10 protein-coding genes are annotated in these 13,263 nt (G+C 42.1%); 8 read left to right on the top strand and 2 right to left on the bottom strand.

Features of this window, described 5'->3' with window-relative positions; translation table 11 throughout:
• Positions 1-92: 92 nt before the first annotated feature.
• From plsX to ilvA, 6 genes are all read left to right on the top strand, one after another.
• The gene (gene plsX / locus LI126_RS12645; RefSeq protein ID WP_015528926.1) at positions 93-1,136 is read left to right on the top strand and encodes a phosphate acyltransferase PlsX; all 1,044 of its coding nucleotides are present in this window, start codon (positions 93-95) and stop codon (positions 1,134-1,136) included.
• An 18-nt stretch (positions 1,137-1,154) separates the two neighbouring features.
• Positions 1,155-1,394 (top strand): acyl carrier protein, encoded by a 240-nt coding sequence (gene acpP / locus LI126_RS12640; protein ID WP_015528927.1) that lies wholly within the window; start codon positions 1,155-1,157, stop codon positions 1,392-1,394.
• Positions 1,395-1,460: 66 nt separating this feature from the next.
• Complete coding sequence (gene rnc, locus LI126_RS12635) at positions 1,461-2,147, top strand: ribonuclease III (protein WP_020436721.1); 687 nt, start codon at positions 1,461-1,463, stop codon at positions 2,145-2,147.
• 10 nt (positions 2,148-2,157) lie between these two features.
• Positions 2,158-5,718 carry a chromosome segregation protein SMC gene (gene smc, locus LI126_RS12630; RefSeq protein WP_227165516.1) on the top strand — a complete coding sequence of 1,187 codons (3,561 nt, stop codon included), beginning with the start codon at positions 2,158-2,160 and terminating at the stop codon, positions 5,716-5,718.
• Between the two features lie 47 nt (positions 5,719-5,765).
• Positions 5,766-6,707 (top strand): signal recognition particle-docking protein FtsY, encoded by a 942-nt coding sequence (gene ftsY, locus LI126_RS12625; RefSeq protein WP_015528930.1) that lies wholly within the window; start codon positions 5,766-5,768, stop codon positions 6,705-6,707.
• On the top strand, positions 6,704-7,918 hold the full coding sequence (ilvA, locus tag LI126_RS12620) for a threonine ammonia-lyase (protein ID WP_227165515.1): 1,215 nt from the start codon (positions 6,704-6,706) through the stop codon (positions 7,916-7,918). The genes ftsY and ilvA overlap by 4 nt, the downstream gene beginning before the upstream one ends.
• Before the next feature lie 689 nt (positions 7,919-8,607).
• Here the strand turns inward: ilvA and galT are convergent.
• On the bottom strand, positions 8,608-10,098 hold the full coding sequence (galT, locus tag LI126_RS12615; RefSeq protein ID WP_020436724.1) for a UDP-glucose--hexose-1-phosphate uridylyltransferase: 1,491 nt from the start codon (positions 10,096-10,098) through the stop codon (positions 8,608-8,610).
• A 92-nt stretch (positions 10,099-10,190) separates the two neighbouring features.
• Positions 10,191-11,360 carry a galactokinase gene (locus LI126_RS12610; RefSeq protein ID WP_020436725.1) on the bottom strand — a complete coding sequence of 390 codons (1,170 nt, stop codon included), beginning with the start codon at positions 11,358-11,360 and terminating at the stop codon, positions 10,191-10,193.
• A gap of 262 nt (positions 11,361-11,622) precedes the next feature.
• On the opposite strand from LI126_RS12610, the gene LI126_RS12605 reads away from it, so the two are divergent.
• Complete coding sequence (locus tag LI126_RS12605) at positions 11,623-12,468, top strand: AraC family transcriptional regulator (RefSeq protein ID WP_227165514.1); 846 nt, start codon at positions 11,623-11,625, stop codon at positions 12,466-12,468.
• Positions 12,469-12,625: 157 nt separating this feature from the next.
• Positions 12,626-13,237, top strand: coding sequence for a polysaccharide deacetylase family protein (locus LI126_RS12600; RefSeq protein WP_226865754.1), 612 nt, complete (start codon positions 12,626-12,628; stop codon positions 13,235-13,237).
• Positions 13,238-13,263 lie beyond the last annotated feature (26 nt).

Here is a 13,263-nt window from a genome sequence, read left to right as displayed (position 1 = left end):
GGGCGTAAAAACTTTGTGTTTTACGCCTTTTTTTATTGATTTTTATACTGATATCCAGTAGAATAATTTCAGTAGCGCAAGGAGGAAATGATATGTCAGAGATTACAAGGGTTGCTCTTGATGCCATGGGTGGAGACAATGCACCAAGAGAGATGGTAAAAGGTGCCGTAGAGGCAGTGCGGAAGAGAAAAGATATCAAGGTACTGCTGACAGGTAAGGAAGATGTGATTCGCAAGGAACTCTCCGCTTATACGTATCCTGAGGAGCAGATTGAGATTGTGAATGCTACAGAGGTTATTGAGACGGCAGAACCTCCGGTGAAAGCAATCCGTGGTAAGAAAGATTCATCCATTGTTGTTGCGATGAAGATGGTGAAGAAAGGGGAAGCAGATGCTTTTGTATCTGCAGGAAGTTCAGGAGCTGTTCTTGTTGGAGGACAGGTTCTTGTAGGCAGGATCAAAGGTGTTGAAAGACCACCGCTTGCACCACTGATTCCTACATTAAAAGGTGTTTCACTTTTGATCGATTGTGGAGCTAATGTAGATGCGCGCCCATCTCACCTGGTACAGTTTGCAAAGATGGGATCCATTTATATGGAAAGCGTTATGGGAAAGAAGAATCCGACAGTTGGTATCGTGAATATCGGTGCTGAAGAAGAGAAGGGAAATGCGCTGGTGAAAGAGACATTCCCACTGTTAAAAGAATGTCCTGACATTAATTTCATTGGAAGTGTTGAGGCACGAGATATTCCTTACGGAGCAGCAGATGTCATTGTCTGTGAAGCATTTGCAGGTAATATTATTCTGAAGCTTTATGAGGGTGTTGCAGGAGCACTGCTTAAGAAAGTGAAGAAAGGAATGCTTTCTTCTTTGCGTAGTAAGATAGGGGCACTGCTTGTGAAACCTGCTTTAAAGGGCGTACTGAAAGATTTTGATACAAGTGAGTATGGCGGCGCACCGCTTCTTGGCCTGAACGGACTTGTAGTAAAGACACATGGAAGTTCAAAGTCAAAGGAGGTATGCAACTCAATCATTCAGTGTGTTGCATTTAAGGAGCAGAAGATCAATGAGAAGATAAAAGAGGCAATTCAACAGGAGACCCTGGAAGAAAAGAAAGAAGAGAAAGAAGTCGAATAAGACAGGAGGAGTTTTACAATGACAGAATTTGAAAAACTGCAGGCAATTATTGCGGACGTACTTAATGTTTCACCGGAGACAATCACACCGGATACTACATTCGTAGATGATCTTGGAGCTGACTCTCTGGATATTTTCCAGATCATTATGGGAATTGAAGAAGATTTTGACATCGAGATCGATAACGAAGAGGCAGAGAAGATCACAACAGTGCAGGATGCTGTTGATCAGATCCAGAAAAAGAAGGCTAATGAATAATCAGATAGTGAGATGAAAAAGCCCGTTTGGGCTTTTTCGTTTATTAACACGAAGGAGGCCATTTAAATGGACAGAGTAAAAGAACTGGAACAAAAGATCGGATATGTGTTTAAAGACAAAAGCCTGATCGAACGTGCATTGATGCATAGTTCTTATACAAATGAGAAACATTTGAAGAAATATGAGTGTAATGAACGCCTGGAGTTTCTTGGAGATGCAGTATTGGAATTGGTATCAAGTGCTTATTTATTTAATGAATTTCCAAAGGTATCTGAGGGAGAACTGACAAAGACACGTGCAAGTATGGTATGTGAACCGTCTCTGGCAATGTGTGCAAGAGATATCGGACTTGGAGATTACTTGCTTCTTGGAAAAGGAGAAGAGGCGACCGGTGGAAGAAAAAGAGATTCTATCACATCTGATGCGATGGAAGCATTGATCGGTGCTATCTATCTCGACGGTGGTTTTACTAATGCAAAAGAGTTTATCCATCATTTTATTTTGACAGATTTAGAGGATAAAAAACTCTTTTATGATAGTAAAACGATCTTACAGGAGATCGTGCAGGCGAATATGACGGGGAATGTAAGTTATGAACTGATTGATGAACAGGGACCGGATCATAATAAGATTTTCGAAGTGGAAGCAAGAATCGGGGGAAAAGCCTGGGGACGTGGAAAAGGAAGCTCGAAGAAGTCAGCAGAACAGCAGGCAGCTTATGAGGCAATCCTGAATCTCAGAAAGAAAAAGTAAAGAGGACTTTATGTATTTAAAGAGTATAGAAGTGCAGGGATTCAAATCTTTTGCCAATAAGATTAAATTTGAATTTCATAACGGAATTACAGGTATTGTAGGACCGAATGGAAGTGGTAAGAGTAATGTCGCTGACGCCGTCCGCTGGGTTCTTGGAGAGCAGAGAGTGAAGCAGCTGCGTGGAGGCACCATGCAGGATGTGATTTTCTCGGGAACCGAGAACCGGAAGCCGCTTAGTTATGCTTCGGTTGCAATCACATTGGATAATTCAGATCATAAACTTCCGGTAGAGTACGAAGAAGTCACTGTTACACGTAAATTGTACAGATCCGGAGAGAGTGAGTATCTGATCAATGGTTCAGCCTGCAGATTGAAAGATATCAATGAGATGTTCTATGATACAGGTATCGGTAAAGAAGGCTATTCGATTATCGGCCAGGGACAGATTGATAAGATCTTAAGCGGTAAGCCGGAAGAGAGAAGAGAACTTTTTGATGAGGCCGCCGGAATTGTAAAATATAAGAGAAGAAAGTCCCTTTCTTTGAAAAAGCTGGAGGATGAACGGCAGAATCTTACCCGTGTGAATGATATTCTTGCAGAGCTTGAGAAACAGATCGGTCCTTTGGAAAGACAGTCAGAGACAGCCAGAATCTATCTGAAGATGAAAGAAGAATTAAAAACATATGACATTAATATGTTTTTGCTGGAGGAAGAGCGGCTGCAGGAGCGTATTCGTGAAGTCGGTGGGAAATATGAGATTGCTTCTCAGGAGATGCGGGAATCAAATGCCCGTTATGAGAAGATGAAAGCAGAATACGAGGCAATCGAGGAAGAAGTAGATCATATTGATCTTGCAATTGAAACTGCGAAGAACCAGATGAATGAGACGAATCTTTTAAAGCAACAGCTGGAAGGCCAGATCAATGTCCTGAAAGAGCAGATTAATACAGCCCGTATGAATGATGAGCATTATGATCATCGCCTGAGTACGATCGTCAGTGAGATAGATACAAGGCAGCAGCAGAAAAGAGAGCTTGAAGAAGAGAAGAAAAGAATTTCAGAACAGTTAGAATCAGCCAGTGGACAGGATACGGAAGCACAGAAGAGTTTAATTGAGATTCAGTCAAAGATTGCAGAACACAGTACTGAAATTGAGCAGAAGAAGCGGGAGATCATGGATCTGCTTGGAAATCGTGCTTCAACAAAAGCTAAGATTCAGCATTTTGATACGACGAAAGAACAGATCCAGACACGGAAGGCTGTCGTTGCCAGAAATATTCTTGAGATTTCGACGGTAGCAGAAGGACAGAACAACAGACTTAAGAAGTATGAAGAAGAACTTGGCCAGATCCGTGAGCGCATTCAAACCTATAAGGATAAGATTTCCCTGAACGAACAGGAACTTGGCAAGCTTCAGAATGAGCTGAAAGAGAAGCAGGAAAAGTTACGGATCGGACAGACCGCTTATCACAGAGAGTCTTCCCGTCTGGAGTCATTAAAGAATATTACAGAGCGCTATGACGGATATGGTAACAGTATCCGAAAGGTAATGTCGAATAAAGAACGTGAGAAAGGTCTGATCGGTGTTGTAGCGGATATCATTAAGGTCGATAAGGAATATGAGATCGCTATTGAGACAGCACTTGGAGGAAGTATTCAGAATATTGTTACAGATAATGAAGATACAGCCAAGCGTATGATTGATTTCCTTAAGCGTAATAAATTCGGAAGGGCAACATTTCTTCCGCTGACAAGTATGCATGGCGGCGGAGGAATCAGGAATCCGGAAGCACTTAAAGAGCCGGGAGTGATCGGACTTGCGAATACATTGATCCATGTGGAATCAAGATTTGATGGACTGGCAGATCAGCTGCTTGGGCGTACGATCGTAGTAGACCACATCGATCACGGAATCGCAATTGCGAGAAAATACCGTCAGTCTCTGCGTCTGGTCACATTGGAAGGTGACCTGATCAATCCGGGCGGATCCATGACAGGTGGTGCATTTAAGAATTCAAGTAATCTGCTGAGCAGACGCCGCGAAATCGAAGAATTCGAAAAGACGGTTGATATGCTCAAGTCTGACATGGATGTGCTGGAAAAAGAAGTTACAGAGGCGAAGAACCGTCGTGCAGCATGCTACAATGTGATTGATGAAGTACAGGAACATTTAAGAGAAGAATCAGTGCTGGAGAATACTGCGCGAATGAATGTTGCACAGGTACAGAGAGAACAGTTAGAATCGAAACAGCGTTACGAAGGATTTCTGAAAGAACAGAAAGCATTGCTTCAGGAGCTGGATGAAATCAATGAGAATGAAGATTCCATCCAAATGGAACTTGAGACATCAGAGAAGTTGGAAAAAGAACTGGATGAACAGATTGAAGCTTTGCAGATGCAGTTGGAGAAAGAAAGAGAGGATGAGGCTGTCCAGATGAAACAGTCTGAGGAAGTCCATCTTTCACTGGCAGGCCTGGATCAGCAGAAAACCTTTATTGTAGAAAATATTTCCCGTATAGATGAGGAAATCACCAGATATGAAAAAGAGCAGGAAGAACTTGCCGAAAATCGAGGAGATGTATCTGAGGAAATTCTGCAAAAAGAAAATGAAATCGAAGGACTCAGGAAAACGATTGAAGATTCAAAAGAACTGTTTACAGAGATTGGTGAAGAGATTAAAGTACAGAGTAAAAAACGCGAAGAACTGAATCAGAAGCACAGAGATTTCTTACGACAGAGAGAAGAACTTGCAAAGCATGTGTCAGATCTTGATAAAGAATGTTTCCGTCTGAACAGCCAGAAAGAAGGCTATGAGGAAGCGTCAGAGAAGCAGATGAATTATATGTGGGAAGAGTATGAACTCACTTACAATCACGCGAAAGAACTTCGTAATGAGACACTGACAGATCTGGCATTGATGAAGAAAAAGATCCAGGAGCTTAAGAATGAGATCCGAAAGCTTGGTTCGGTCAATGTCAATGCAATTGAGGATTACAAAAATGTATCTGAGCGTTATACATTCTTAAAAGGTCAGCATGATGATCTTGTAGAGGCAGAAGCATCTCTTGAACAGATTATCGAAGAATTGGATGTGGCGATGCGTAAGCAGTTCACAGAACAGTTCTCAAGAATTGCGACAGAGTTCAATGATGTATTCCGTCAGCTTTTCGGAGGCGGAAAGGGATCATTGGAATTACAGGAGGATGTGGATATTCTTGAGGCAGGAATACGCATCATCGCACAGCCACCAGGAAAGAAACTGCAGAATATGATGCAGCTTTCAGGTGGAGAGAAGGCGCTGACTGCAATTGCATTACTATTTGCAATCCAGAATCTGAAGCCATCTCCGTTCTGTCTCCTTGATGAGATTGAAGCGGCACTGGATGACAACAATGTAGATCGTTATGCGAAATATTTACATAAGCTGACAAAATATACACAGTTCATTGTCATTACCCATAGACGTGGTACAATGGCAGCAGCAGACCGGTTGTATGGAATTACCATGCAGGAAAAAGGGGTATCCACACTTGTTTCAGTGGATCTGTTGGAAGATGATCTGGAAAAATAAACCTGTTTTTATTGTAAACAGGGTATTAAGAGAACAGGAGGCTGAAAATGGGAGAAGAAAAAAAGGGATTTTTTAAACGACTTGTATCCGGTCTGACAAAGACAAGAGATAATATTGTGTCCGGCATGGACAGTATTTTCCATGGATTTTCAAAGATTGATGATGACTTTTATGAAGAACTGGAAGAAACTCTGATCATGGGAGATCTTGGTGTCAGAGCAACAATGGACATTATTGAAGATTTAAAGGTTAAAGTAAAAGAGCAACATATCAAGGAACCGATTGAATGTAGACAGCTTGTGATCGACAGTATTCGTGAACAGATGGATGTCGGAGAGACAGCATATGAGTTTGAGAATCGTCAGAGTGTGGTTTTCGTGATCGGAGTAAATGGTGTTGGTAAAACAACAACGATCGGTAAACTTGCAGGAAAGCTGAAAGCACAGAATAAGAAAGTGATCCTTGCGGCGGCAGATACATTCCGTGCGGCAGCAGGAGAGCAGTTAAAAGAATGGTCCAACCGTGCCGGTGTTGAGATGATCGGCGGTCAGGAAGGTGCAGATCCGGCATCAGTTGTATATGATGCGGTTGCTGCTGCGAAAGCGAGAAGGGCAGATGTACTTCTGTGCGATACAGCCGGAAGACTTCACAATAAGAAGAACCTGATGGAAGAGCTTAAGAAGATCAATCGTGTGATTGACAGAGAGTATCCGGATGCGTTCCGTGAGACGCTGGTTGTGCTGGATGCAACGACAGGACAGAATGCACTTGCCCAGGCAAAGGAATTCAATGAAGTAACGGATATAACAGGAATTGTTCTGACAAAGATGGATGGAACAGCCAAAGGAGGAATTGCAGTAGCAATCCAGTCTGAACTTGGTATCCCGGTAAAATATATCGGTGTAGGAGAAACAATTGATGACTTGCAGAAATTTGACTCAGAGGAGTTCGTAAACGCGTTGTTTTACAGAGAGGAAGAAAGACCATGATGACATTAGAGAAATTTGAAGAAGCTAGCGAACTGGTAAAAAAGGTAACAAATCCTACAAAACTCATTTACAGTGAATACTTAAGTGCACAGACAGGAGCAAAGGTTTATTTAAAACCGGAAAATATGCAGCACACAGGAGCTTATAAGATCCGTGGTGCATATTACAAGATCAGCACACTGACAGACGAAGAAAGAAGCCGTGGACTGATCACAGCATCAGCAGGAAATCATGCACAGGGCGTTGCATTTGCAGCAAAACAGTTTGGATGCAAAGCTACGATCGTTATGCCTACAGTTACACCGTTGATCAAAGTAAACCGTACAAAAAGCTTTGGAGCAGATGTAGTACTTCATGGTGATGTTTATGATGATGCTTACGCATATGCATGTAAACTTGCAGAAGAGAACGGATATACATTCGTTCATCCGTTTAATGACCTTGATGTTGCTACAGGTCAGGGAACAATCGCAATGGAGATCGTTCAGGAACTCCCAACTGTAGATTATATCCTTGCACCAATCGGTGGAGGCGGACTGATCACAGGTATTTCCACACTTGCCAAGATGCTGAATCCAAAGATCAAAGTAATCGGTGTAGAGCCGTCAGAAGCGGCCAGTATGACAGCAGCCCTGAAAGCAGGAGAGCCTGTAGAACTTCCATCTGCAAATACAATCGCAGACGGAACAGCTGTAAAAGAAGTTGGAGATAAAGTTGTTCCTTATGTGAAAGAGAATGTAGATGATATTCTTCTCGTAGATGATGATGAGCTGATCGGTGCATTCCTTGACATGGTAGAAAACCATAAGATGATCGTAGAAAATTCAGGACTTCTTTCCGTAGCTGCATTAAAGCAGATGGACATCAAAGGAAAGAAAGTAGTCTGTGTATTAAGTGGTGGAAATATGGATGTTATCACAATGTCCTCGATCGTCCAGCACGGATTGATCCAGAGAGACCGTATCTTCTCCGTATCCGTACTCCTTCCGGATAAGCCGGGTGAACTCGCACGTGTGGCGCAGACAGTCGCAGACGTACAGGGTAACATCATTAAGCTGGAGCATAACCAGTTTGTAAGCACAAACAGAAACGCAGCAGTAGAGCTTCGTATCACAATGGAAGCATTCGGAACAGATCATAAGAAGAAGATTCTCGATACACTCGATAAAGCAGGATTCAGACCAAAACTGATCAGTGCGAAGCTGTACTAATGGGTGTGTGTTTGTTGAACTTGGATTCACAACTATTTAAACAAGTACTTTTTAATAAAAACAGACGTGAGGGAGTTACTGTATTGCATCGGACACCGGCCCGCTTTACCTCATCCCTTTGACAATCTGTAACGAAAAAGCCAGAACGCTCACCGTGTGTGATTCGTGTCTGGCTTTTTCTAACAGATTCTGCAAAGTGTATTCGGAACGCTCCTGCCTTAAATGTGTCCTCAACAACACAGTAACTTCCTCACTTGGCTTTTCAAAAGAGTAAGTGCTCATTACAAATGAAATGAATCCAGAAAACAAAATACAAATTTAGTATGTGTGTAAAAAGGGAAGATTATCTTAGTCGATAAAACATCCGTTTACGTTTATCTATAGATTCTGTGATTTGTTTTCTGGATTCGTTTGATGGGAATGAAAGATCTATTTGGAATACGTATGCAAGGACAGTCCTGCTGTTGCCATGAGTACATGTAAGGCAGGAGCGTTCCGAATACACTTTGTTCAGTATGTTAATAAGAGCCAGAACAGGCACCATACACGGTAACTGTTCTGGCTCTTATGTTACATACTTTCAAAGGGATGAGGTAAAGCGGGCCGGTGCTCGTGGTAATAGCAGGGCTGGCCTTGCGACCCATTCGAAAACATTTTATGCTGATTTATTCGAATCCAAGTTCAACAAATTACAACACCCCTATAAAACGATGGAATGCCTCCAGTCCTTTTTCATCACACTTATAAACTCCGGCATCTTCGAGTACTTCGCAGAATACTTTTCCGACTTCCTGCTGAAGGATCTCTTCAACATTCTCCTCTGTGATGGATGTGTAATTCGGAAGGAATTCATCTACCCAGTCAGCGTGTTTTGCAATCTGTTCATTGCTGCGGATATCTTTTCCTGTTAAGATGTAATCTTTCAGAAGTTCCATCTCTCCTTTTAATCTTGCAGGGAGAACAGCAAGTCCCATTACTTCGATAAGACCGATGTTTTCTTTCTTAATATGGTGCAGTTTAGCATGTGGATGGTAGACACCAAGCGGATGTTCTTCTGTGGTGATATTATTTCTCAATGTCAGGTCGAGTTCGTAGAGATCTCCACGCTTTCTTGCAATCGGTGTGATCGTGTTGTGCGGTGTACCGTCTGTCTCAGCGAAGATGAAAGCATCTTCATCTGTATAAGATCTCCATGCATTTAAAATGTGTTCAGCCAGATCAATCAGAGGTTTTACTTCTTTGCTCTGAAGACGGATAACAGACAGAGGCCATTTTACGATACCGGCAGTTACATCTTCGTAACCTTTCACAGTGAAGTGTTCAATGATCGGAGCTTTAGCCATTGCGAAAGTATAATTTCCACCCTGGAAATGATCGTGGCTTAAGATAGAACCGCCAACGATCGGAAGGTCTGCATTGGATCCCAGGAAGTAGTGTGGGAAAAGTTTGATGAAATCAAAAAGCTTTTCGAAAGCGTTGCGGTCGATCTTCATTGGAACATGCTGTCCGTTGAATACGATGCAGTGCTCGTTATAGTATACATAAGGGGAGTACTGGAATCCCCAAGGGTTATCCTGAATTGTGATCGGGATGATTCTGTGGTTCTCACGAGCCGGATGATCAAGGCGTCCTGCATATCCTTCGTTTTCCATACAGAGCTGACATTTTGGATAGGAAGAGGATTTTGCTTTTCCTGCTGCTGCAATCGCTTTAGGATCTTTCTCTGGTTTGGAAAGATTGATTGTAATGTCAAGAGTGCCGTATTTTGTGTCAACCGTCCATTTGCGGTCCTTAGCAATACGGTATCTGCGGATATAATCACTGTCCTGGCTTAATTTGTAATAATAATCAGTAGCTGTCTCCGGAGAAACTTTATATTTTTCCCAGAAAGTCTGCTGGATCTGTGATGGGCGTGGCATCAGGGTATTCATCAGTTTTGTGTCAAATAAATCACGGTAGCCGATGCTGTTTTCAATGATTCCGCGTTCTGCGGCGATATCTAAAAGTTCTGCAAGAATGTCTTCCAGAACAAGATTGTTCAGATCACAGTCAACATCTTCATAGTTATCTTCGTGGAACAGATCCAGAAGAAGATTCGTTGTATAAATTCTTTCGGATTCCGGAGTGATTCCGGTATTGATTCCGTACTGTACTAATTTTTTGATCGCATCATAAAGCATATGTCAAGGACCTCCTTAAATTAAGGAATGCCAATGGCATTCCTATAACAAAATATACGTTACTTCATATCTGATCTCAGTAGAGACGAGTATTAGTCGAGACGAGAAGCACCGTCTCCGATATCTACTGTGTAGAACTCAGCTTCATGTCCTACCTTTTCAAGATATGTTTTTCCGATGGTTTCGATAAATGTATCTATGGATTCATCTTTTACGATGCTGACTGTGCAACCGCCAAATCCGCCGCCTGTGATACGGGAACCAAGAACACCAGGAATCTTCCATGCAAGGTCTACAAGGATATCAATCTCTTCACAGGATACATCATAATCATCACGCAGTGAAATGTGAGACTGATTCATTAATTTTCCGAAGCTTTCAATGTCTCCGGCTTTCAGTGCTGTAACAGCATCGATTGTACGCTGGTTTTCGTATACAGCATGTTTTGCACGCTGTAACTGGATCTCATCTTTGATCAAGGATTTGTGTGCTTCGAATTCTTCAGGAGTAAGATCGCCAAGTGCCTGAATGTCAAGTTCGCTCTGAAGTGCTTTCAGTGCAGCAGCACATTCGTTTCTTCTGTCGTTATAAGCAGAATCAACAAGACTATGCTTTACTTTACTGTTTGTGATTACAATCTTGGCACCATCAAGAACGCAAGGTGCATATTCGTAGCTTAAATCACTTGTGTCAAGGAAAATTGCGTGGTCTTTTTTACCCATGGCAACAGCAAACTGATCCATGATACCACAGTTGCATCCATTGAAGTTATTCTCAGAATACTGGCCGATCAGTGCAAGATCTGTCATGGAAAGATCTTTGATCTCGAACAGGTCTGTCAGGATCACACCAGTGAGAACTTCAAGGGAAGCAGAAGAGGAAAGTCCGGAACCGTTCGGGATATTTCCCCAGATTACCATATCAAAACCACTTGTGATTGTATGTCCTTTTTCTTTGAATGCCCAGACTATACCAAGCGGATAGTTTGCCCAGTTGTATTCTTTTTTATTTGTCAGATCATCAAGAGATGCTTCTACAACACCAAAGGAGTCCAGATTCATGGAATAAAGATGGATCTTGTTATCCTCTCTTTTGCGTGCGGCACCGTAAGTACCAAGTGTCAGTGCACATGGAAATACATGTCCACCGTTATAATCTGTGTGTTCACCAATCAGATTCACGCGTCCAGGAGAAAAGTAAAAACGAGCTCCTTCGGAATCACCAAAAAGTTCTGCAAACATATCAAACAATTTTTTCTTCATCATTATTTACCTCCATTTAAAGTAATCGTATCGATCTGATTTATTTATATTTATTATAGCGTTAACGAGTGGAAACGTCTATAAAAAATACGTGCTGTGGTATGTAATAATGTTGCATTAAAAAGACGAGGTGTTATAATAATGATGATGAGGATTGCGGGAATTGCATAGCAATGGAGCAATCCGGTTACAGCAGTGAGTGGCAAAATTTTCTTTTGGCACTCACATCATAGATCACAGGATACGGGAAAGGAGCCGGAAGATGGCAGAGACTTACAAACATTCGTATAAGTCAGGAGAAATTCTGATGACTTCGCTGTCTGTATATAACACGGGATATCAAATGTGTGAAGCAGGATATCAGTGGGGACCCGGAGTCAGGGATCATTATTGTATCCATCATATTTTGTCAGGAGCAGGATACTATACAGTTGGAGAAAAGACATGGAAATTAGAAGCCGGAGATACTTTTATCTTATATCCGGGCGTGGAAGTAAAGTATTATGCCGATCAGCAGGAGCCATGGGAATATGCCTGGGCAGGATTCATGGGGACGGATGCGGCATCGATCATTCGAAATACAGGTTTTTTGAAAGAACGTCCTTTTTTAAAAAGAGGAAATGTGCCGGATGACCAGATTCGGAATGGATTGGAACAGATTTATAATGCAAAGGGCAATGGGTATGAAGAAGCGGTTGCTATGACAGGAGCACTTTACAGTCTTCTGTCAGTCTTTATGCACTATCATGAAGGGGAAGATCAGGAAAGAGATGCAAAGCTTTTATATGTAGAAAAGGCAGAAAACTATATAGAAACCAATTATTCTTATCCCGTGACGGTGGAAGATATTGCAGACTATGTGGGAATCAGCAGAAGTCATCTGTTCCGCTCTTTTCAGACCTATATGAATTGTTCGCCAAAAGAATATCTGACAGAATACAGAATCCAGCAGGCTTGCCGTCTGTTGAAAGAGACGGGGCTGTCGGTTTCGGCGATTGCATATTCTGTTGGTTTTGAGAATAATCTTTATTTTTCGAAGGCATTCCGGAAAGTGAAGAAGACAAGTCCGACGGAATACAGAGAAAAGCATAGAAAAAAGAAGGAATGATGCCGAGGTGCAGGACATAAGAATAGAGTAAGAATGTCAAAGGCGGGAAGCTGTCATGATGTCTGGAAAAAGATGGGGTTATGTAGTACAGTTTTTCTGTCTTCTGGTGTTTTTGGGTATGTCCCCATTTCTGATAAAGATGGATGGGAGAAAAACAATGAGCGTTTCATCTGATTCAGTGCGAAGTCAGAATGTATCAGATGAGGTAAAACCAGTTGTTGCGCTTACATTTGATGACGGGCCAAATGCATCCTCGACCCCGATTCTACTGGATGGATTGAAGGAACGTAAAGTGCGGGCAACCTTTTTCCTGATCGGCGAAAATGTAGAAAAAGACGAGAATGAAAAAATTGTGAAAAGAATGTATGAGGAAGGTCATTTGATCGGAAATCATACTTATACGCATTGCAATCTGTCAAAGCTGGAAACGGGAGAAGCAAAGAAAGAACTAGAACAGACAGATACAGTGATTGAAAAGATAACGGGAAAACAACCGGTGTTCGTAAGAGCGCCTTACGGGGAACTCCCGGTGGACAGCGAACAAGATCTGAACAGAATATATATCGGATGGACGGTGGATCCGCTGGACTGGATGACCGAAGATACAGGGGCGGTTGTAAAAACAGTTGTGGAAGAGATAAATCCGGGAGATGTTATTTTATTACATGATTGTTATCCTTCTTCTGTGCAGGCAGCTATACGGATTGTAGATCTGCTGCAGGGAAAAGGCTATGAGTTTGTGACAGTGGATCATCTGATTATGGATTGAAGATGTGAATATAAGATTGAAAACAG

This window comes from Mediterraneibacter sp. 210702-DFI.5.30 (assembly GCF_020560115.1).
Classification (GTDB): Bacteria; Bacillota; Clostridia; order Lachnospirales; family Lachnospiraceae; genus Mediterraneibacter; species Mediterraneibacter faecis.
Note: the sequence above shows the minus strand (reverse complement) of the source record. Positions and strands in the feature narration are given on the sequence as shown.